The sequence below is a fragment of the Tenacibaculum finnmarkense genomovar ulcerans genome (assembly GCF_900239495.1).
Lineage (GTDB): Bacteria > Bacteroidota > Bacteroidia > Flavobacteriales > Flavobacteriaceae > Polaribacter > Polaribacter ulcerans.
The window spans coordinates 13023-36260 of sequence record NZ_OENE01000007.1 but is presented as its reverse complement, the minus strand read 5'-3'; the positions used below and the strand labels follow the sequence as shown (position 1 = coordinate 36260).

At 27.6% G+C, this 23238-nt stretch carries 18 protein-coding genes and 1 pseudogene; 9 read left to right on the top strand and 10 right to left on the bottom strand.

Features of this window, described 5'->3' with window-relative positions; genetic code table 11:
* Positions 1–6: 6 nt before the first annotated feature.
* Complete coding sequence (locus DPIF8902391_RS02590; protein WP_058883957.1) at positions 7–231, top strand: Sec-independent protein translocase subunit TatA/TatB; 225 nt, start codon at positions 7–9, stop codon at positions 229–231.
* Between the two features lie 76 nt (positions 232–307).
* Here DPIF8902391_RS02590 and DPIF8902391_RS02585 read toward each other — a convergent pair whose 3' ends face one another.
* Together DPIF8902391_RS02585 and DPIF8902391_RS02580 are read right to left on the bottom strand one after the other, a co-directional pair.
* A complete protein-coding gene (locus tag DPIF8902391_RS02585) occupies positions 308–625 on the bottom strand; it encodes a heavy metal-binding domain-containing protein (protein WP_172504972.1) in 318 nt (105 codons plus the stop codon).
* 1 nt (position 626) lies between these two features.
* Positions 627–1556 (bottom strand): SPFH domain-containing protein, encoded by a 930-nt coding sequence (locus DPIF8902391_RS02580; RefSeq protein ID WP_058883959.1) that lies wholly within the window; start codon positions 1554–1556, stop codon positions 627–629.
* A 131-nt stretch (positions 1557–1687) separates the two neighbouring features.
* Between DPIF8902391_RS02580 and DPIF8902391_RS02575 the strand changes: the two genes are divergently transcribed.
* Complete coding sequence (locus tag DPIF8902391_RS02575) at positions 1688–2086, top strand: DoxX family membrane protein (protein WP_172504971.1); 399 nt, start codon at positions 1688–1690, stop codon at positions 2084–2086.
* Positions 2087–2265: 179 nt separating this feature from the next.
* On the opposite strand, the gene DPIF8902391_RS02570 is transcribed toward DPIF8902391_RS02575, so the two are convergent.
* The 6 genes and pseudogenes from DPIF8902391_RS02570 to DPIF8902391_RS02545 all read right to left on the bottom strand — a co-directional run.
* Complete coding sequence (locus tag DPIF8902391_RS02570; protein ID WP_242037260.1) at positions 2266–3123, bottom strand: class I SAM-dependent methyltransferase; 858 nt, start codon at positions 3121–3123, stop codon at positions 2266–2268.
* 109 nt (positions 3124–3232) lie between these two features.
* Complete coding sequence (gene mnmG, locus DPIF8902391_RS02565; protein ID WP_172504970.1) at positions 3233–5110, bottom strand: tRNA uridine-5-carboxymethylaminomethyl(34) synthesis enzyme MnmG; 1878 nt, start codon at positions 5108–5110, stop codon at positions 3233–3235.
* 29 nt (positions 5111–5139) lie between these two features.
* Positions 5140–5556, bottom strand: coding sequence for an rRNA maturation RNase YbeY (gene ybeY / locus DPIF8902391_RS02560; protein ID WP_058883963.1), 417 nt, complete (start codon positions 5554–5556; stop codon positions 5140–5142).
* A gap of 36 nt (positions 5557–5592) precedes the next feature.
* Positions 5593–8940, bottom strand: a complete 3348-nt coding sequence (locus DPIF8902391_RS02555) for a DUF4175 family protein (protein WP_172504969.1) — start codon at positions 8938–8940, stop codon at positions 5593–5595.
* Between the two features lie 130 nt (positions 8941–9070).
* The gene (locus DPIF8902391_RS02550; RefSeq protein ID WP_172505072.1) at positions 9071–9790 is read right to left on the bottom strand and encodes a YggS family pyridoxal phosphate-dependent enzyme; all 720 of its coding nucleotides are present in this window, start codon (positions 9788–9790) and stop codon (positions 9071–9073) included.
* Positions 9791–9817: 27 nt separating this feature from the next.
* Positions 9818–10153: pseudogene (locus tag DPIF8902391_RS02545) on the bottom strand (gamma-glutamylcyclotransferase family protein); the annotation flags it as partial.
* 175 nt (positions 10154–10328) lie between these two features.
* Between DPIF8902391_RS02545 and gltX the strand changes: the two are divergent.
* A complete protein-coding gene (gltX, locus tag DPIF8902391_RS02540) occupies positions 10329–11846 on the top strand; it encodes a glutamate--tRNA ligase (RefSeq protein WP_172504968.1) in 1518 nt (505 codons plus the stop codon).
* 86 nt (positions 11847–11932) lie between these two features.
* Here gltX and DPIF8902391_RS02535 read toward each other — a convergent pair whose 3' ends face one another.
* Together DPIF8902391_RS02535 and DPIF8902391_RS02530 are read right to left on the bottom strand one after the other, a co-directional pair.
* Positions 11933–12526, bottom strand: coding sequence for a hypothetical protein (locus DPIF8902391_RS02535; RefSeq protein ID WP_058883966.1), 594 nt, complete (start codon positions 12524–12526; stop codon positions 11933–11935).
* 41 nt (positions 12527–12567) lie between these two features.
* The gene (locus DPIF8902391_RS02530; protein WP_172504967.1) at positions 12568–13002 is read right to left on the bottom strand and encodes a TerB family tellurite resistance protein; all 435 of its coding nucleotides are present in this window, start codon (positions 13000–13002) and stop codon (positions 12568–12570) included.
* A 356-nt stretch (positions 13003–13358) separates the two neighbouring features.
* On the opposite strand from DPIF8902391_RS02530, the gene DPIF8902391_RS02525 reads away from it, so the two are divergent.
* The 6 genes from DPIF8902391_RS02525 to DPIF8902391_RS02500 all read left to right on the top strand — a co-directional run bounded on the left by DPIF8902391_RS02525 (position 13359) and on the right by DPIF8902391_RS02500 (position 23145).
* On the top strand, positions 13359–14561 hold the full coding sequence (locus DPIF8902391_RS02525; protein WP_172504966.1) for an exonuclease SbcCD subunit D C-terminal domain-containing protein: 1203 nt from the start codon (positions 13359–13361) through the stop codon (positions 14559–14561).
* 22 nt (positions 14562–14583) lie between these two features.
* The gene (locus DPIF8902391_RS02520) at positions 14584–18237 is read left to right on the top strand and encodes an AAA family ATPase (RefSeq protein WP_172504965.1); all 3654 of its coding nucleotides are present in this window, start codon (positions 14584–14586) and stop codon (positions 18235–18237) included.
* A 173-nt stretch (positions 18238–18410) separates the two neighbouring features.
* Entirely contained in the window at positions 18411–19460 is a 1050-nt protein-coding gene (locus DPIF8902391_RS02515; RefSeq protein ID WP_172504964.1) for a ComEC/Rec2 family competence protein, read from the top strand.
* Between the two features lie 5 nt (positions 19461–19465).
* On the top strand, positions 19466–20581 hold the full coding sequence (locus tag DPIF8902391_RS02510; RefSeq protein ID WP_172504963.1) for a trypsin-like peptidase domain-containing protein: 1116 nt from the start codon (positions 19466–19468) through the stop codon (positions 20579–20581).
* Between the two features lie 2 nt (positions 20582–20583).
* The gene (locus DPIF8902391_RS02505) at positions 20584–21054 is read left to right on the top strand and encodes a hypothetical protein (RefSeq protein WP_172504962.1); all 471 of its coding nucleotides are present in this window, start codon (positions 20584–20586) and stop codon (positions 21052–21054) included.
* A gap of 6 nt (positions 21055–21060) precedes the next feature.
* The gene (locus tag DPIF8902391_RS02500) at positions 21061–23145 is read left to right on the top strand and encodes a hypothetical protein (RefSeq protein WP_172504961.1); all 2085 of its coding nucleotides are present in this window, start codon (positions 21061–21063) and stop codon (positions 23143–23145) included.
* Positions 23146–23238: the final 93 nt, after the last annotated feature.

Here is a 23238-nt window from a genome sequence, read left to right as displayed (position 1 = left end):
ATAAAGATGATTTCACTTAGTATATTTTTAGGAATGATTGGACCATTGCAAATAGCCTTGGTAGTTGGATTAGCATTATTAATGTTTGGAGGAAAGAAAATTCCAGAATTAATGAAAGGTTTAGGTACAGGAATCAAAGAATTTAAAGATGCCACTAAAGCCGAGGAAGAAGTAGACGAAAAAGGTGAAAAAACAGAAGAAATTAAAACTTCTTCTAACGATAAAAAATAAAAACAGCAGTATCATAGCTAAAAAAAACCGAAGCAAATGCTTCGGTTTTTTTCGTTTATAGAGTAAAATATAATTTTTAAAATTTAATAGCCGTCCCTGAGGTTGTTACCATGATCATTCCGCCTTTAGCTCCTAGGGTTTCATAATCTAAATCTACTCCAACAATAGCATCGGCACCTAATGCTTCAGCTCTTTCTTGCATTTCTTTTAAAGAGGTATCTTTTGCTTTGCGCAATACTTTTTCATAAGAACCTGAACGTCCGCCAACAATATCTCTAATTCCTGCAAAAAAATCTTTAATAAAATTTGCCCCAATAATTGTTTCACCAGTAACAATTCCTAAATAGGCTGTTGCTGGTTTATTTTCAATGTTAGGTGTTGTAGTTATAATCATACTATGATGCGTCTTTTTTAAGGTTTTTACTTTCCTTCATACTTTCGCCTATTTGATTTGTAGCAGCAAAACTAGCGACCATATCATTTAACATAGAACTTGCCGCATTCGGGTTGTTTGGAAGTAAAATTAGGTTGCTATTTGTATCGGCACCAATAGATTGTAAGGTGTCGTAATGTTGGGTAATTACAATTAATGCAGATGCTTCTTGCGAGTTAATTCCTGCTCTATTTAAAACTTCTACTGATTCTTCTAAACCACGTGCAATTTCTCTACGCTGATCGGCAATACCTTTACCTTGTAAACGTTTACTTTCTGCTTCTGCTTTGGCTCTTTCAACAATTAAAATACGTTGTGCATCACCTTCATATTGAGCAGCTGTTTTTTCTCTATCGGCAGCATTAATACGGTTCATAGCTTCTTTTACTTGTGCATCAGGATCAATATCGGTAACTAATGTTTTAATGATATCGTATCCATAAGTCATCATTGCTTCATTTAATTCTGATTTTACAGCAATTGCAATATCATCTTTTTTCAAGAAAACATCATCTAAAATCATTTTAGGAACTTCGGCACGAACTACATCAAATACATACGAAGTAATTTGATCGTGAGGATAATCTAATTTATAAAAAGAATCATAGACTTTTTCTTTTATAACCTTATATTGAACCGATACTTTTAGTTTTACAAAAACATTATCTAAGGTTTTTGTTTCAATAATTACATCTAATTGCTGAATTTTTAAACTTAGTTTTCCTGAAATTTTATCGACTAAAGGAATTTTTAAATGCAAACCTGATTGACGAATACTATGGAATTTACCAAAACGTTCAAGAATTGCCGCTGTTTGTTGTTTGACGGTAAAAAATGATTTGAAGAAAATAAATAGTCCAATAATTATTATTGGATACAAATAATTAAACATAGTTTTAATTTTTTTAGTTAGTAATTTTTAAGCATTGGTTAAAGATACTATTTATAATAGATATTTATAGAAGGTTTTTCTTTAGTTTTGTTACAAATTTTTTATTTAAAAATAATTTAAAAATCAATTATATGGAGGTTATTCAACAACACGGAACAGCAATTTTAATTTTACTTTTTTTAATCGTTACTTTTTTACAATCGGGTATTGATAAGGTTTCTGATTGGAGTGGAAATGTTGCTTTTATCAAAGAGCATTTTAAAGATTCACCTTTAAAAAATTCAGTACCACTTTTATTGATGGTAATTTTAGTGATGGAGTTAATTGCAGGAGCTTTTATGTTTATCGGAATTTTTAATTTGATAACAATGAACGATGCTAATTTAGCATTATTAGGAGTTCAAATTTCGGCACTCTGTTTAATTTTTCTTTTAATAGGACAGCGATTGGCTAAAGATTATCCAGGAGCAATGTCGTTAGCAGTTTATTTTATCGTAACAGTTTTAGGAATGCATTTACTAAGTAATTAAGCTTGATTATTTAAATTATCATTGTTTTTTTTGATGGTAAAATAAATAGCAATAATTTTTTTTGATAAAAAACACCTCTTAAAACAAGTATTTAAGAGGTGTTTTATTTTTTTTAGGTAAATTATATGTTTTATTTATTTTGATTATTAAAAACCACTTTAAAATAGTTTAAAATGATTTTAATTGTTTTTTATCAAATAAATTAAAGAAGAATACTCGCCTGATTTTTTTGCTTTGATATTTGATGTTAATCCTGTGAAAAAAGCACTAATTGGTTTTGATGTATTATTTTTATATTTTTCTGATAATAAAGAAACATAAAAAGCATCAAATTTCATTGGAAGTATTTTTACAACTTTCATATTAGTGGTTGCAAATATTTTTTTTATCGCTGTTTTAGAAAAATGCCATAAATGTCTTGGCACATCATAAGCAGCCCAAAATTCTTTATACTTTTTAGCATCGTAACTTTTATAATTTGGCACGGCAATAATTAAAACACCATTTGGTTTTAATAATTTTTTTAATTGATTTGTATATTCAATTAAATTAGGAATATGCTCTAAAACATGCCACAGCGAAATAACATCAAATTGTTTTCCTTTATAGTTAGAAATATCTTCTTGAAGCTCAATATTTTTTTTTGAAGCAAAACTTCTAGCTTTTTCTGATGGTTCAACTCCTGATACTTTCCAATTATTTTCTTTACAAACTTTTAAAAAATCACCAGTACCAGCACCTACATCTAAAATTGTTTTTTCTTCGGATTTAAAAGAATTTATCAATTTTAATTTTTGTTTTAAAGTATGATTTTTTACTAATTGATATACTTTATCAAACAGCGTTTTTTTACTATCAGTATGCGAAATATACGCTTCACTTACATAGTAATTTTCTAAATTTACAGGAACAGGCGAAGTAACAAGCATATCATATTTCTTGTTATACATTACTTCGTAACTTTCATCAGAAACCGTATGATCTATACAATTTAGTAATGGTGTAAGATTTTTGTAAAGCTCTTTTGTTGTTTCCAATTTTTTATTTTTTATGATGTTCTAAGCAATGTATTGTTGTCTTTTACTGCAATAATACGTAAAAAAAAACGCTCCATAAGGAACGTTTTTTTATCATTTTTTTTAATTATTATCGTCCCATATAAACTAATAAAACAGAAATATCACTTGGTGATACACCACTTATTCTACTAGCTTGTGATATTGAAGTTGGCTGAATTTTATTTAATTTCTCTCTAGCTTCATGCGATAATGAATGAACTTTATTAAAATCGAATTTAGCAGGAATTTTAACGTTTTCTAATCGGTTTAATTTGTCGGCATTATTTTTTTCCTTTTCAATATAACCAGAATATTTCAAGTGAATTTCTACTTGCTCAATAATTTCTTGATCCATATCATTTTCTTGTAAATAATTTTCTAGTTTTTCAATAACTCTAAAATCATTAAATGATAATTGTGGCCTTGTAGCTATTTTAAATAATTTTACCGATTGATTAATTAAACTAAGTCCTTTGCTTTCTAAAATAGGATTCACTTCTTCTTGTTTAACACTTAAATTTTCTACAAATTTAACAAGATCGGCTGTTTTAGTTCTCTTATTTATTACTCTATCTAACCTTTCTTTAGAAGCTAAACCAAGATTATAAGCTATTTCTGTTAAACGTAAATCAGCATTATCTTGTCTTAATAAGGTTCTATATTCAGCACGAGAAGTAAACATTCTGTAAGGTTCTTCTGTTCCTTTTGTAATTAAATCATCAATTAAAACACCAATATAAGCTTCACTTCTTTTTAAAATAAATGGTTCTTTATTCTGAGTTTTTAAAGCTGCATTTACACCAGCCATTAAACCTTGTGCAGCTGCTTCTTCGTAACCAGTAGTTCCGTTAATCTGCCCTGCGAAAAATAAATTTTCGATTAACTTAGTTTCTAAATTATGTTTTAATTGCGTTGGCTGAAAGAAATCATATTCAATAGCATATCCAAAACGCAAGAACTTCACATTTTCAAAACCTGCAATATGTCGAATTGCTTTGTCTTGAATATCTTCAGGTAATGAGGTAGAAAATCCGTTTACATAAATTTCTACGGTATTCCATCCTTCAGGTTCTACAAAAACCTGATGACGATCTTTATCAGCAAAACGATCAATTTTATCTTCTACAGACGGGCAATATCTTGGTCCTGTCGATTTAATTCGACCATTAAACATTGGCGAACGATCAAAACCTTCACGTAAAATATCGTGTACTTTTTGATTTGTATAGGTTAAATAACAAGAACGCTGTGTGGTTAATTTTTCAGTAATTGGTAAGTAAGAAAATTTCTCAGGATTTTCATCACCAGGTTGTTCTGTCATTTTAGAAAAATCTAAAGACCTTGCATCAACTCTTGGTGGAGTTCCTGTTTTCATCCTTCCAGCTTCAAAACCTTTTTCAACTAAATCTTCCGTAATTCCTGTTGAAGCACCTTCACCAGCTCTACCACCGCCAAATGTTTTTTCACCAATATGGATTAATCCATTTAAAAAAGTACCTGCCGTAATAATTACTGTTTTGGCTTTTATTTCTAAACCTAAGGCTGTTTTTACGCCAACAATTTTATTTTCATCAAAAATTAATCCGTTTACGGCATCTTGATAAAAATCTAAATTATCGGTTTTTTCTAGCATATTTCTCCAGCATTCTGCAAATTGCATTCTGTCAGATTGCGCTCTAGGACTCCACATTGCAGGTCCTTTCGATTTGTTAAGCATCTTAAATTGAATCGCCGTTTTATCGGTTACAATGGCACTGTAACCACCTAAAGCATCAATTTCTCGTACTATTTGTCCTTTCGCAATACCACCCATGGCAGGGTTACAGCTCATTTGAGCAATATTTTGAAGATTCATTGTTATTAGTAATGTATGTGCACCCATGTTGGCACTTGCTGCGGCAGCTTCACTACCGGCATGACCACCACCTACTACAATTACATCGTATGTTGTATTAAATAAACTCATTTTTTATGGCTGTTCTACAAGGAACGGTTTTAGTTTAAATTTAAAAGTTTTAAAGAATCATTTTCTTTAGTACGCATTAGTTGTTTTTCTTGATCCGTTTTATCTTTGTATTTCATGTAGTGTAATACGCCATGAATAATAACTCGGTGCAATTCATTTTCAAATAATACATCAAACTCCTTTGCATTTTCTTTGACTCTTTCAATCGAAATAAAAATATCTCCACCAACTAATTTTCCTAAGGTATAATCGAAACTAATAATATCTGTTAAGGTATCATGTTGTAAAAACTCTACATTCATTTTATGTAAATAAGTGTCATCACAAAAAACATAGTTTATTTCTCCTAATTCAAAACCTTCTTTTTCGATACAATTTAAAACCCATTGTGCCGTTTTTTCTTCATTTTTTAGTTGAAAATCGGTTTCGTAATTAAATTCAATCATGCTATTTTAGTTGTTTAAAATAATGTTTTTTAAGTATTATTTGTTGCTTTTAGGAAGGCTAAAATATTCTTGTACCTTCTTCTTATAATCAGGTTGCAAAGGTAATGATTGTCTATTTAATATTTCTGTCTGCTTATAAAACAACTTTTGAAACTTTAATTTTTTAATATTTTTGCTATGAAACTCCTTTAGATTAGCATCAGATTTTCGTTTTTTATCTTTATTTTGTTCAAAAGTAGCCTTATCTAATTTTAGTAATTGATAATTTAATTGCTGCATTCTGTCAATATTTTTTTGGGTAAAACCTTTTTCTAAAATGTCGTTTTCTAGCTGTTCCATTTTTTTTATGGCTTTTTCAGCACTTTTATTTTTACCTTTTCCATGCCCTGCTCCTTGTTTTTTCTGTTCTTGAAGCGCCTTTTCTAATTGCTGTCTTAATTGGGCTTGTTCTTTATAAATTTGATATAATTCTCCATTTAATTTTTCACCTTGTCCTTCGCCTTTTTTATTTCCACCTTCTTTTTCTCCAGGTTTATTTCCTTTCTTTTTGCCTCCTTTTTTCATTCCGTCTTGCATCTTTTTCATTAACTCGCTTTGTTTTTTAATGATGTCGGGCAGGCTAAAAGATTTTCCTTTTCCCTTACCTTTTCCGCTGCCAGGTTTTGGGTTTTTCATGGCGTCAAGCGCGTTGCTTAGCATATCGGCTAAGGTATTTGCGGCAGTCATAATATAGCGCTGACTTGTAATACCTTGTTGAAATTTATTATCGGCAAAACTTTCTAGAGATTCGTTTAAATTATAATGTGCCAATGAAAGTTGATCTTGAATTTTTGAAGTTATTTTTGGGTTTTTTATCGATAAAACAAATAAACTATCGTCAATATGTTCAAAATAAGTTTTTAAATGATGCTGTTTTTGCAAGTTTTTACCAAAGTTAGGCTGCGAAGAATTACTTTTTGAAAACACAGTCATTAAGGCTTCTTGGTTAAAAGAAAACATAATTAAATTTTCTAAAACCTGACGCAAACCTTCCATGTTTTCTTGGTCATTTTCGGCGCTCATTTGTTGCATTGATTTTTGCATTTTTTGAGACATTTCTTGCATTTTATCAGAAGCTTTTTTCTGATTTTTTTTCGATTCAGGTTCGTTTTTCTTTTCTAAATTTTCTTCAGCTTTGTTTAATTCTTCTTGAGCTTGTTTTGCTAAATCTTCCATTTTTGGAATTTTCATCGGAGATTTTAAACTTTTATTATCTTTTTTAAGATCGTTTAATTCTTTTTTAACTTTCTGAAAATCCTTATTTATTTTTTGTTGTTCTTCTTTTATTTTTTCTTCGGAAGCTTTTTTATCAGCTTCTTTAGGCGATTCTTTTTCACTTAAATCTTTTTGTTTTTTAGATAAATCCTTTAAATTATCAGCAAGCTTTTGCATTTTTTGTTCCATATAAAAACGCTTGGTCATTTCTAAAATACGCTCTAAACTTTTTTCTTGCTGTTTATTTTGTTCGGCTAATTCTTTGGTTTTTTTGAGTAAATCTTCTCTATTTAACTTTTCGGCTAACTTTTTAAGTTCGTCTAATAATTTTTGTTGTTTGTCTAATTTTTTAAGCTCTTCAATACGTTTTTTTAAGTCGATTTTCTTTTCCTGCAAGGCTTCATTTTTCTCTTTTTTCTCCGAGAAATTTTGCTTTAAATTATCAGTTTGCCGTTGCATCATTTTTTTATATTGATTTTGACGCTTAATTAAATTTTTAATTTTTTTCTGATCATTCCAACTTACATTTTTCTTGTTTTGAAGCTCAAACTGAATTTTTTCTAATGATTTTTTCTGTTGTTCTTGCTTGTTCAATGAATTTTCTAAATGTTGAATATGATTACGTTGTTCTTGTAAAAGTTCGGTATCAATTTCATTTTTTGTTTTTTGTCGATACGAAAATTTCTGACTTTTAGTCTTTTTACTACCGTTTATAATATCGTTATCAAACACTTGAAAATAGAGTTCGTAATCGATGCCTTTTTGTAAATTCAAGCCATCAGGAAATTCAAAAAAGAAGGTTTGCAAGGTGTTTTTAGTCAGTTTAATTTTTTTGAATTGCTTATTTTGCTCGCTATTATTTTTATCATAATACACCAATTCTAATTTTTTGAAACCATAATCATCAGCAATTTGCCCTACAAACTGTGCATTTCCTCGTGATATACTATCAATATTAGATTTTACATGAATTGTCGGATATTCATCTTTAGTAACTCCAATCGAAAATTGTAATTTTTCGTACTCTTTTAAGTTTTTATTACTCGTAGAAATTTGATAATTGAGTGCTTTTTTTACTTGTTTTTTAAATTGAAATTTATTTTTAGTATCTTTTAAAAAAGCAAATCGTTTGTTATTTGAAATAAAATGAACACTATCTGTTTGACTTGTTTTAACAGCCCATTTTACAAGAGTTCCTTGTGGAACAATTATATTTCCTGTGTTTTTAATGATTTCATTTTTCTTTTTGATATACTTCGGATAGCTTAAATGCACTGAAATATTTTGAATCGAAGGCGTATTTATGACCGTTATTTTAAATACATCCGAAGTAATAGCATTTGCACTTGCGTAAAAATCAACAGGTTTTTGTACTTGTGTAAAAGTGTAAGAAAACAAACAATTTCCTTCATTTTTGAAGAAATATTGTTGTTCATTAAAATGAATTTTTGCTTGTTCAGGAACAGCTTTTCCTGTTGTTTGTATATAGACAGTAATATCTTTTCCTTTAATAACAGTTAAGTTTTTTGCCGTAATATTAAAGTAAAAATCGGCAGGCGCTTTATAAGCAACCGAATGATTTACCACTCGATTAAAACTTTCAGATAATTGTTTAGAAGTACCTGTTAAAAAAAATAATCCCCAAATAATTAACGGAATTAACGCATATTTTAAATAGCGAATATTCGTTTTAAAATCGATTGCTTTGTTAAAAGAAATTGGCTGTATTTCTTCTGATTTTTGATTAATACTAGCTATTAATAAATCAGATTTAGTGTTATTTTGTTTTAATTGAAGCAGATTTAAAAGTTTATCTTGTACTTCAGGAAAATGATTTCCTATTATTTTTGATGCTTCTTCAAAAGAAATTCCTTGTTTTAATCCTATAATTTTAAAAATAGGAAAACAGATAAATCGGACAAATAAAAATAATTCAACCAAAATAAATAGCCAAAATAATACAGTTCTAGCCGTGGGTTTTAACCATAGAAAATACTCTATAAATAAGGTGAAAAATAAATATATTAATCCTAAGGAAATAAATAAAATACTTCCTTTTATTAATTCGCTTGTATAGTATTTTCTACTAAATTGCTGTAGTTTTTGTTCTATTTTGCTAAAATTCTCCATATCGTTGGACGTATAAACGAAGTAGCGAATAAAAAAGCTAAAAAATTCGAATTAAGTATGAACTTTGTAAAAATACATAAAATTTAAATTAAGCACTATTTTCGCTATTTTCGTTTGTTGTGCATAGTTTTTATTCGTTTTCATTCCAGTAATAACTATCAGGATATTCTCTTTCTCCAAATATTGCTGTTCCTGTTCGAATTATTGTTGCTCCTTCTTCAATTGCAATTTCTAAATCTCCACTCATACCCATAGACAATTCTTTCATTTCTACATTTGGTATTTGCTCTTCTATAACTTCTTGTTGTATGGTTTTTAAAAGTTTAAAACATTTTCTCACTTTTTCAAAATCAGAACTAAATAATCCGATTGTCATTAGTCCTTTAATTTTTAAGGTTTTAAACAGTGATACTTGTTTAATAAAATCAATAACTTCATTTGGTTTAATACCAAATTTACTAGTTTCATTTGAAGTGTTTACCTGTATTAAAACATCTATTACTTTATCCTCAAAAGATAATCTTTTATCTAGTTTTTCAGCTAATCTAATTCTGTCAATTGTTTGAATACAATTAATATTATACTTCAATATTTCTTTAATCTTATTGGTTTGTAAATGCCCAATAAAATGCTGTTCAAAAGAACATGTATTCAAATCGTTATACTTTTGTTTTATTTCTTGAACTTTATTTTCAGCAATCAAAGTTTCTCCACAATTAAGAGCTTCTTTAATTCTTTCACTACATACAGTTTTTGTTGCTAGAAGTAATTTTATTTCATTTGGGTTTCGATTTGATAGTTTACAAGCATTATCTATTCTTTCTCTGATTTTAGAAATATTATTAGAGATTGTTGAATTTGGTTTTTCTTTACTCGATACATAAACCCAAGCTTGTTGTCCAGATGAGAAATTTTCCAAGACTCTTTTGTAATTATTCACTTCATATTTATCCGTTTCTTTAAGTTCTAGTTCTGATATTTCAAAAATAGTCCCTTCGATTAAATCATTTGGACTATTTGTTTTAATAGCTATTGGATGAAACTCTTTACCACTTTTTTCTAAGACATCTTTATCTATAATTCTAAGTTTATCTAGTTTGTAATTTGGTAAACTATCTTTTTTCCCTTTCAAAATTCTCTTATAGGTTTCTATTTGAACTTTTTCTAATTGTAGAGTTCCGTATGAGAAAAGAAGATGGTTATTATCTTTCATAGTGTTAATTTTATATTTTTAATTCATTTAATTAAATGTACACAATAGTTTATAAAAGTACTATTTTTTTAACGTGTTTACAGATAATAATAACACGCTATTTTTAATTAAAGATGTAATATTTTATACTAAAATTAGATTATCAACTATATTTGTAGCTTCAAATCAACAAAAAATGACTGATAACGTAAGAGTACGCTTTGCTCCTAGCCCAACAGGACCTTTACATATTGGTGGTGTAAGAACTGCTTTATTCAACTATTTATTCGCTAAAAAATACAACGGAACTTTTGTGTTACGTATCGAAGATACCGACCAAACTCGTTATGTTAAAAATGCCGAACAATATATAATTGATGCTTTAGAATGGTGTAATATTCCTTTTGATGAAGGACCAAATAATAATGAAAAATTCGGGCCTTATCGTCAGTCAGAACGTAAAGAATTATATAAAGAATATGCCGATATTTTATTAGAAAAAGGATGGGCTTATTATGCTTTCGATACTGCTGAAGAGTTAGATGCGCATCGTAAAAACCATGAAGAAAACGGAAAAACGTTTACTTATAACTGGCATAATCGTGAGAAATTAAACAGTTCATTAGCGCTTTCAGCTCAAGAAGTTGAAGCTAAATTAGCTGCGGGCGATAAATACGTTGTTCGTTTTAAAACGCCACAAGATGAAACTTTGATTTTAGAAGATGAAATCCGTGGGAAAATTAAAATTGATACCAATGTTTTAGATGATAAAGTATTGTTTAAATCGGACGGAATGCCAACCTATCATTTAGCAAATATCGTAGATGATCATTTAATGGAAATTTCACATGTTATTCGTGGTGAAGAATGGTTACCATCAATGGCATTACATATTTTATTATACCGTGCTTTTGATTGGAAAGCGCCAAAATTTGCACATTTACCGTTAATCTTAAAACCTGTAGGAAAAGGGAAATTAAGCAAACGTGATGGTGATAAATTAGGTTTTCCTGTATTTCCACTAGCATATACCAATGAACAAACCGGTGATGTTTCTCGTGGCTATAAAGAAGATGGTTATTTTAACGATGCCTTTATAAATATGTTGGCTTTATTAGGATGGAATCCTGGTACGGAGCAAGAAATTTTTTCATTAGAAGAATTAGTGGAAGCTTTCGATTTAAGCAGAGTTAGTAAATCGGGAGCTAAATTTAGCCCAGACAAAACAAACTGGTTTAATCAGCAATATTTACAGACAAAATCTGACGAAGAATTAACCGCTTTATATTTGCCTATTCTTAAAGAAAAAGGAATTACTGCGGATGAAAATTTCACTCAAAAAATTGTTTCATTAATAAAAGAGCGTGCTACATTTGTGGCTGATTTCTGGGAATTATCAAGTTTTTTCTTTGAAAATCCATCAGCATACGATGAAAAAGCAGCTAAAAAACAATGGAAAGAAACTACTAGCGAATTAATGCAAGAATTAATTACGGTAATTTCTACTATTGAAGAATTCAATATAGAAAACGCTCAAACCCAAATTAAAGGATGGATAACATCCAAAGAAATTGGTTTTGGTAAAGTAATGCAACCGCTTCGTTTAAGCTTGGTAGGTAAATTAGCAGGTCCTGATTTATTTGATATCATGACAATGATTGGAAAAGAAAATACGATTGCAAGAATTAAAAATGCAATAGATAAATTGTCTTAAAAAAACATCAAAATAAATAGATAGAAAACGCCACTTTGTAATAAAGTGGCGTTTTTTAGTATAAAAATAGTTCTTAATATTGATCCTTAATATTTATTATGATAACAGTCAGGCCTTGATTGCGACCCATTACGATTACGGTTATTGGCGTTCCAATTAAGGTTAAACACAACCGATAAAGTAGTTTGAATATGCGAACGCATACTTTGATAACCATCAAAAGAATGCTTGTAATATAGTTGCGGATTTAAACCAATTCTGTCGGTAAACCAATAAATACCACCCGCTCCAATATTTAAGGTAGGAGTTGCTTTTAATTCAGAGTCAACAATACTTCCACCTGTAAAAATATAGGGGCTAAACTTATCAAAAATTGCATTAAAATTATAACGCAATGAAGCATCCATAGAAAAATATTTAACGCTATTTTCCATAAAACCCACATTGTCAATCGTATTTACTGACATCGCTCCATTAACTGATAAACGCTCACTAATTGGCGCGGTTAAATTAAGTACTGGTACTTGAAACATATTGGTATCACCAATAAAAGCCGCATTCGACTCATTAAAATGTGTAATACCCATACCAATACCTACTTGCCACGAATCGTTTAAATTCTGTGAACATAAATTGATCGAAAAACAAAGCAGTGTAGCAAGTATAATTTTATATATCATTTAAAGAGGGGATTTGTTAAAAAAAATTAATTATAATACCATTAAACAGCGTTTACTTTTTTAACTGCACTTGTAAAATTATCTAAATCATTATCGTTCATTACCAAGTAAATTGCTTCATCGCAAACTTTTTCTACGTTGTCGGTAGGAAATTGTAAAGCAACAGCAATTTTTCGCATAAGAGTTACTTCTTTTTTGTCTACATGCTCATCGGCAAAAACCATTTTTGTTAAACGATATAAACGCTCAATACGCTCGTCATAACTTACAGGAGGATTTACAGGATACTTTTCAGGGCTTTTTAAAACTGCTGTGTATTCTGTTTGATCAATGTTTAACCTTTTTGCAACTCTTTCTAATAATTGTTGCTCTTTTTCTGAAATAGTGCCATCAGTTTTTGCAATTTTTACAATACTTGCAAAGTGTCCTATTTCTTGTTTGTGTTTTCCTGTAGAATATAAATCTGATATTGACATTTTTTTATTTTTTAATAATTAAAATTAGGTACTCATTATTTAGGATACAAAGATGAAAAAAAAGTCACGAAAAACAATTTATGTAAGTTAAGAAATATATGAATAATTTTCTATTGAATTTTTTTATCCGTTTTAATTAAATGATAAATTTTTTTGATAAAATACTCATATACTATTCTTTTATCTGTTGTTTTTATTTTAACAATTGTGTACTTTTAGCCTTAAAAAATAAACCGCTGCTATTTTAACCTTTTTATATAAAACAACTAAAATTAACTTGTTTTTTACTTTTTTTACTATAAAAATAGTGATTTTCAAGGTTTCTTTATAAGAAGAATATACCTTTAAAAAAACACATGAAAATACTTCACACTGCCGATTGGCATTTAGGACATCGATTACATGAGCATTCGCAATTAGAAGAACAAACCTTGTTTTTAGCGTGGATAGAAAATCATATTAGCAATGAAAAAATTGATTTGCTTTTAATTTCAGGCGATATTTTTGATACCAGTTCGCCCTCGAACCAAAGTTTAACGATGTATTATAATTTTTTGGTAAAACTCCAGAAAACTTCGTGTAAAAACATCATTATTACAGGCGGAAATCACGATTCGCCAGGAACTTTAAACGCTCCTAAAGAATTATTAAATGCCTTATCAATAAAAGTAGTTGGTAAAGCCACCGAAAAGATTTCCGATGAAGTTTTTGAAATAAATATAAATGATGAAAAAGTACTTATTGGCGCTGTTCCGTATTTGCGTGATGGCGATATTAGGCGTGCCGTTGCAGGCGAATCTTTTGATGATTTAACCGATAAATATAAAAAAGCTTTAATCAATCATTATCAAGAAATCGCTATTGAATCTGAAAAAATAAATAGCAGCAATGCGCCCGTTATTGCTATGGGACATTTATTTGCTACCGGTGGTTCGGTTTCTGATAGCGAACAAAATATTTATGTAGGAACTTTAGGACATATCGGTGCTCAAGATTTTCCAATTTATTTTGATTATGTGGCTTTAGGGCATTTACACAGACCGCAAATAGTTGGCGAAAATGATAAAATCAGATATTCAGGTTCTCCAAATATTTTAAGTTTCAGTGAACTTACTTATGATAAAAAAATCATTGTTTTAGAAATATCAGCAAATAAAATCAGCAATATTGATGATGTTATAGTTCCTAATTTTAGAGAGTTTTACAAACTAAAAGGAAGTATGGATGATTGTATCGCTAAATTTCCGAGTATCATTTCCAATTCGTATCAATTAAAACCTTGGGTAGAAATTGTTTTAGATCAAGATAATACGATACAAACTGATGAATTAAAAATAGCTTCCGAAGCACACGATTTTGAAATATTAAAAATCACCTTAAAAAATCAACGAAAAATAAAAGGAATTGAAGAGTTATTAGCCGATGCAACCTCCATAAAAGAATTAGTTCCTACCGAAGTTTTTAAATTAAAATGCGAAGAAATGGATTTTGATTTAGACCAAAATCAGCAAGTTTGGGATGCTTTTAATGAAGTTTTACAAGCAGTTAAAAATCAATAAAAATTAATATTCTTTATTCGTTATGAAAATTTTAAAAATAGCATTACAAAATATAAATTCGTTAAAATCAGAAACACCAATTGTTATTGATTTTGAAAATGAAAACTTTAAAGACGTTGGTTTATATGCCATAACAGGTGTTACAGGTGCAGGAAAAACCACTATTTTAGATGCCATTACAATCGCTTTATATCAAAAAGTCCCTCGTTTTAAGGATACAAAAGGATCTTTAATTGATGTAGTAAGTCATGGTGCAAATAATGCTTTTACCCGCATTACTTTCGAAAATAATAATTTTATTTATGAAGGATATTGGGGAATCCAACTTGCAAACAAAGCAGGTAAAAAATATACAAATCCAAAAGAAGAGGTGAGCTTAAAAAATTTATCTACGGATAAAATAATCGCCACTCAAAAAAGAAAATATATTGAAGAGGTTCAAAAAGTAACCCAATTAAATTACGACCAATTTTTACGTTCTGTATTATTGGCGCAAGGTGAATTTGCCTCTTTTTTATCAGCAAAAGGACCTGATAAAGGAAAATTATTAGAGCAAATTACAGGCGAACAAATCTATAAAAAAATTGGTGAAGAAATTTTAAATAGAAAATCGTCCGAAGAAAAAAAACTAGCTATAATTAAAGCAAAAATTAATGCTGATGATATTTTATCAAAAGAAGAAAAAGAAGCATTATTAGAAAAATCAGCAATTTTAACAACCGATATTGCTAAAAATGAAGCAGAAATAACAAAAATTACAGCTGTTATTAATTGGTATATAAATTATCAAAAATTACTTGAAAAAGATATAATTTTTGAAAAAGAAACTGAAAAACTTTCTCTCTTTGTTGATAATTATAAACAAGAATTAAGCTTGTTATCTTTACATGAAAAAGCAGCTCCTTTTATAGAGTTGATTCAAAATTTTAAAAGAAATGAGAAAAATATTCTTGATAAAACACATCAAAAGAAAATATTAGAAGATGAATTAATAAAGCTTACGCCTAAAATTGAAAACTTCAAAAATCAAGTTAAAAACGAAACAACAGCTTTAGAAAATACAGATAAAGAATTTAAAATTTGGTTGCCGAAATTTGATAAAATTACAAAGTTAGATGCGCAATTAAAAAATGAAATTGATATTACTTTTCAATCATCTGAAAAATTAAAAGAGTTAAAAGTAGAAATTACAAATTTTGAAACTAAAGAAAATAAGCTAAAAATAAATTTAGATAAATTAAAAGGAAATATTAAAATTGATGAAAAAAATCTAACTGAAAACAACTTTTTATTAGAAGTTAAAAATCATATTTCTAGTTGGAATTCGGATTTAATTACGTTAAAATCACATAAAAATATTTTAAAAGAAAATGCTGTTTTTATTGCTGATAAAAATGAAGGAATACAAAAAACAACGATTTCTTTAAAAGAAAAAACTGATTTTTTAGCTAAAGAAAATATCGAAATTGAAAAGCTTGAGAAAGAAATTTTAGCTGTAAACACCACCTTATCAAAAAATAATAGTACTGATTTATTTGCAAAACAAAAACAACTTGCTACATCAGAAAATAATTGGAAAGAATTTAAAAGTTTATCCGAAGAAATTGCAAAAAACAAGCAAGAATATACTGAAAAAATAACTCAAAAAGAAAATTTATCAACGGAGTTAATCAATTGTAAATTAGAAATTGAAAAGTTTGAAACAGCTATTTCAAAACAAGAAATAGTAGTTAAAGATGCTGAAAAAATTCTGAATTTAGAAAAAAGTATCGCTAATTATCAGGCTGATCGTCAAAAATTAAAAAAAGGCGAACCTTGTGGTTTATGTGGTTCAAAAGAACATCCGTTTGCAGAAAATTTGGAAGTTATTGGGATTTCAGAATCTGAAAAAATACTTGTCGAAAGAAAAAATAGTTTAAAATATTTAGAAGAATCAAAAGTAGCTTTAAAGATAAAAGAAACACAATTAAATACCAATATTGAAGCTTTACAAACTCAACTAAATTCAATTTTAGAGGATGTAAAAAAACTAAAATTAAAATCTTCTGAATTGCCAATTTCTTCTGATTTAACAAATATTACTGAAATTAATATAGCGTTAAATTCAATATCGGAAGAACTAAAAGTACTTGATAAAAACCTAAAAATAGCACAAGAATTACAAATTGATAAAGATCGTTTATCTAAAAAAATTGAACTTAAGAAAAACGAAGTAAATACACTTAAAACAGCCGTTGCCACACTCACCGAGAAAAACAAAAATGCCACTGCTGAAATAACATCCAAAGAAAAAATAACGGATGAATTAACGATTACTTATAGCAAGTTAGAAAACACTTTAAAAACGAAGTTGACTGAATTTAAGTATGAATTACCAGCTATAAATCAGGCGGATTTGTTTATCGAAAATATTGAAAAATCTGTTGCTGAATATTCAAAAATTGAACAAAATTTAGAGGCTTTAAAATCCGAAGAAAAAGTAAATAATCTTGATTTAGAAAATACTAAAAAACAAGTAGAAAATTATACAAAAACACAAAATGAGTTTCTTCAAAAAAAATCAGCATCTGAAAATAATACGAAGCTTTTAAAAGAACAACGAAATAGTATTTTACCATCTGAAATTACTGTGGAAAAAAAGCGTGAAAATTTACAATTAAGATGTAAAGAAGCTTCAAAAAAATTGGAAGAAAGTAAAAAAAATGTTCAAAAAATATTAGAAGAAAAATCGGTAAAAGAAGCGTTAAAAGTTAAAAATAATCAAGATTTAAAAGTTTTATCCGAAGAAATAGAAAACTTAAATGTTGAATTTAATAAGCAACTAAAAAATAGTGATTTTGAATCGAAAGAAGCTATTGAAAAGGCGTTGTTATCGAAAGAAAATATTTTAAAATATAGCGAGAATAAAGAGCAAATAAACAAAAAACAAGTTGAATTAAAAACGCTAAAAGAAGAGAATATAAAAGCAAAAGAAGTTTTAAATACTGCTAGAAATTTTGAAGTTTCTGAGGAAGATAGCAAATTAAAATTAGCTGATTTTCAACAAAAAAACAAAGATTTTTTAACTGAAAAAGGAGAAATTTCAGAGGCTTTTAGAAAGGACAAAGAAATACAGGATAGAAACCAGGATATTTGTCAAAAAATTGATGCGCAAACCGCTATTTGCAACGTTTGGAAGCAGTTATTTAAAATTATCGGGAACTCAAAAGATGCGTTTAATATCTATGTGCAACGTTTAACTTTAAAGCATTTATTAGACCTCGCCAACGTGCATTTGTACAAATTGAACAAGCGTTATTCGTTAAAAATGGAGGATTTATACAAGCCAAAAGAGGAGCTTAATTTTAATTTAATCGACCATTATCAAACCGATCAAGCTCGATTGGTAGATACTTCGAGTGGTGGCGAAAAGTTTATTATTAGCCTTGCTTTGGCATTAGGATTATCGGATTTGGCGAGTAAAAATGTGAAAATTGATTCGCTATTTATTGATGAAGGTTTCGGAACTTTAGACAGCAATACGCTTGAAACGGTAATTTCTACCTTAGAAACGCTGCAGGCACAAGGAAAAATGATTGGGATTATATCCCACGTTGAAAACCTGAAAGAACGTATCCCGACGCAAATACAAATCACCAAAAAAAGTAACGGGGTTAGTGTTTTGGATGTTGTGTAAGTGGTTGGTGGTTTATCTAAATAATTGTGTAGTTTTATAGGTTAAAAATTGAAAAAGGAAGAGTTCTCTGTTTCTTATGTGTTTTTCATTGTTTAATGGTGGAGATGTATAGTTAAAAAATAGAGATACTCTTAATAAATTATATAATAGTATGTTTTTATAAAAAAATTAGAATGAAAAGAAAAATCACAGAATTCTCAGTTTTAAAAGCATATAACGGAGATTGTATTTTAATCAAAACGTATACTTCTGATAACAATGAGTTTATTATTTTGTTAGATGGAGGAACATCTTCTACATTTAAATATTTTTTAAAACAAGAATTAAAAAGTATTACTAAAATTGATTTATTAATCCTGACTCATATTGATTCTGACCATATAGGTGGTTTAATAAAATTATTCAAAAATTCTATTATTGATAAAATAGAAATAGAAGAAATATGGGTAAATCATCCAGAACTTTTTGATATAAATGCAGGTGAATTAATTAGTTTTAAACAAGGGAGTGATTTAAAGAAACTCATTTTAGAGAAAAAACCAAAAGTCAGAGTTAGAAATATAACAAATGAGGATAAAGAAATTAATTTGCAGGGAATAAAATTCAAAATTCTATCTCCTACAAAAGAAATATTAAGTTCACTATATGATAAATGGGAGCAGTTAAAACCTAATAATCAACAACAAAAAGAAAATATATCATCTAAAAATATTACAGACTCTTATAATATTTGCTTAGAAGAGTTGAGTAAAACAAGTTTTAAACCTAATAGTCCTATAAAAAGTGATATTGTAAATGCTTCTTCAATTTCTTTCATTTTAGATTGTTTAGATAAAAAAATATTATTCCTTGCTGATTCAAGAGCTGAAATAATTGAAGAAGAATTAAAGGCGTTAAATTACACAGTCACTAATAAACTAAATTGTGATTATGTAAAAATATCTCATCATGGTAGTAAAAACAATACTTCTAGTAGTTTATTAGAATTAATTAATTGTCCAAATTTTATTATATCTACTAATGGTGGTTCGAGTAATCATAAACATCCATCAAGAGAAACAATTGCTAGAATTGTTTATAATTCAGCTAGAAATTTTGATAATGAAGTTTCTATTTTTACAAACTATTCTTTAGAAGATATTAAAAATAAAATAGGTGATTTTATAACAGAAGTCGATTTAGAAAAAGGCAATTGGAAAATTGAATATAAAAATAAATTCTAAAAAATATGATAACTGATATTTTAGAAAAATCGTGTGTTAGAATAACTATAAAAAAAGAAGGTAAAAATATAAATCAAGGAAGTGGTGTAATTATAGTTAATGACAATAATTATTATGTACTAACCGCATTTCATTGTCTTGGTGATTCTTTACCGAATATAAAGGACATTTATATTGAAACTCAAGATGGTTATAATTCTGAATTTAAAAATATTGATGTTCTTTCAATAGTAGATAATAGTCCTAAAAAGTATAAGGATTGGGCTCTATTAGAAATTGATTTTATTGAAGAAGTAAATAATTTAAAAGCAGTCAAATTAGGCTATGGTTTTATTAAAAAAGAAAATATTATTTTTTATGGTTATCAAGGGGTTTATAAAAATCAATTTAGACCATTTGAAGGAAAGATTTTACAAATATCAAATGATAAATTAAATTTTCAAATTAATATTGATGGCACATTTGATCAAGGGGGTAATGAGGGTCAGTTTGTTGCTCAAGGACTTTCGGGTAGTGGAGTATATATAATAAAAAACAAGGAACTTTTTCTAATAGGAATACTAAATGCTGTTAATACAGAAACAGCTTGGAATGATGATATTAATTGTTGTTCGATAAAAAACTTATCTAAGGTATTTAAACATTTTCATAATATGTCTGATATAGATTTTTTAAAACAATGGGAAGAAAACTTAGAAAAGGAAAAGACAATAAAAGATTTAGAAAATTATAAATTATTGAATAATGGTAATTTTGAGAATTTAGAAAGAAAAAACAAAGTAATTTATGATACAGAAGAAATAGCAAATAAAAACACACAAAAACAACTTATAAAACATCTTTCTTTACAAGAAAATATTTATGATTTAGATGCTAAAAGCCCTGAATTACATAAGAGTTTTAAAAATATTGTAAATAAATTTCAGGATGATGTTGAAGAGGAATATTCCTCTAAATTTGTAAAGGATAATAATGAAGCAAGAAAAACGAAAAGAGAATTAAAGAATCAACTAAAATATGAACTTGAAAAAGTTATTCCTAATGACATAAAATTAGATTTAGCAGATTTCCAAATAATTGAATGGTTATTAGATTGTTCTTTAAATTTTGAAAATAGATAATAATGATTGATATTAAATTAACTTCAAAAGCTATTTCTGAACCAATAAGACATAATGCTTATTATAAATTAATAATATTACTCGCAATAGTTAAGTATTGTTCCAATAGAAAAAAAGCATCAATACAATTAATTCATTTAGTTTTTTGGGGATTAAGAACAGAATCAAACTATCAAGTTTTATATGATTTTTCTAAAAAAAGAAGACAAACTATTACACCTTGGTCTTTTGAAATTGGAATTGATAAAATATTAGCACTTTGTTATATAAATAATTTTTGTGAAAAATCAATTATAATGAAAGGTAAATACTCCGATAGTTTAGAAATAAATATAACGAATGAAGGAGAGGATATTTTAAAAAAAATAGATGATTTTAATTTATTTACAAAAGATATAATAAAAATTAAAGAATTAGGTACAATTCCTAAAAGTAGAATTATTAATGCAAATAAAAAATGGACACTTATTTAACTAAATATGATAAAAATAAATAGATTAAGAGCTGAAATTTTATCTAATGAAAAAAGTTATCCCAAAGAAATTTATGGATTTGATTATAAATTTAATATAGGGTTAAATATAGTTGCTGGGCATAATTCAAAAGGAAAAACTACAATAAATTCTTGTATTTATTATGCCTTAGGAATGGAAGAGTTATTAGGAGGTCATAATGAAAAAGCTTTAGATAAAGCTCTCAAAGATGAATTTACAATTAAATCAGAAAAAGCCGAAGATATAAATCATAAAATAATTCGTTCTAGAGTTATTTTAGAAATTGAGAACAATGGAGTAATTGCAATTTTAACTCGAAATATTAAGGCTGGTGAAGAAAAGTTAAAACCTAATCTAATTAATGTTAAAATATCAGAGGAATCTACTATTTCTGAGGAGTATTTTGTTAATGGTACAGGTAACAATGAAAGTGAAAATGGATTTTATGTCTGGTTAGCTAATTTTTGTAATATTAATAGACCAACTGTAAGTAATACATCAAAAGTGAATGATTACAGTCCTCTTTATTTACAGATTATTTTTTCTACAATGTTTATTGAACAAACAAAAGGCTGGTCTGATTTTTTTGCAACAATGCCTTTTTTTGGTATACCAAGTGCTAAACAGAAAAATGTTGAATTTTTATTGAACCTTAATGAATTAGAGCTTTCAACTAAAAAAGATGTTTTATCAAAAGAAGAGAAACAACTATCAGAAAAATGGATTAAAACGATTAAATCTTTTGATATTTTATCTAAACAATTTAATGGGTCGTTTAATGAACTGCCAAATAATTTAACCATAGATAGGTCTAAAATTGATGATATACATATTTTATTTTCAGTTTCAGAAACTGAAAAAATTTCACTAGACAAATATTTAAAATCTCAAAAAAATACATTTAATACTTTAAAAAACAAACCGATATCTAAAATCGGAAGGAATAAAAAAGAACTACTTGTAAAGTATCAAGAAAAAGAGAAAGAATATTTTAAATTAAAAGAATACATTAAGGATTTTGCAGGCAAATTGGCTGTTGAAAATATTCAGTTAAGTAATTTAAAGAAACAGTTTGAAAGAATAACTAAAGAAATTCTAGATCAAAATAATTTAAAAAAAGTATTTAGTAAAAACATTCTAAATAAAAAAGGAAATCATTGTCCAACATGTTCTCAAACTGTATCAACAGATTTACTTTCAAATACAGATATTGAGATACCGATATTAAGTATTGAAGAAACTATAGCTTTCTTAAAAGGGCAAAAAAAAATGATTGAAACGTCTTCAAAGTCATTAGAGGTTTCGACATCAGAAAAAAAATTACTATTACAGTATTTTAAAGAAAATTTAAGACAAAAAGAATCTTTAATAAAATCACTATCAAGAGATTTAATTGCAGATGATAGAACATTTTCAGAAGCTGAAATTTTAAAAAAATTACAACTAGAAAAAGAAATTGAAAATCTTTTATTTTTAGAACTAAAGATTACAGAATTAAAAAATGAATTAATTGACTTATTAAATAAATATATAGATAATAAAAATGCGTATGAAAATTTAAATGATTCTGAAATTGAAGATGAAAATAAATTAATTAATTTTGAGAAAAAATATAAAAACTTGCTTTATAAATTTGGTTACGACAGTAATTCTGATCAATGGAAAATATCTATAAATAGAAAAGAACCATTTAAATACTTTCCTGTTTATAGAGCTTATAAATCAGAAATACCTCAATCAATTAGGATAAATTCTTCTGCTTCTGATTTTGTAAGGAATATTTGGGCTTATACCTTATCATTACTTGAAGTAGGAAGTAATCATCCTGGTTTAGTTATTTTTGATGAACCTGGTCAGCACAGAACTAATATTAGTAGTTTGAAATCTTTATTTAAAGAGTCTTCAGAGATAAAAAATAAACAAATAATTATTTTCACTTCAATAGATAAAGAAATTAATGATAAAGAAAAATTAGAAATTAAAATATTGACAGAAGATTTAAATAGTGAGAATTATCATTTAATTGAATTAGATAAAACAAATAAAGTAATACAAAAACTTACAAAATAGTAAATAAAGCAATTCATCGAATGTAGGTCTATGTTTTAAAATGAGTTTCACCCAAAAAAATAAACCACGTATATTTGTATAAAATACTTGTAC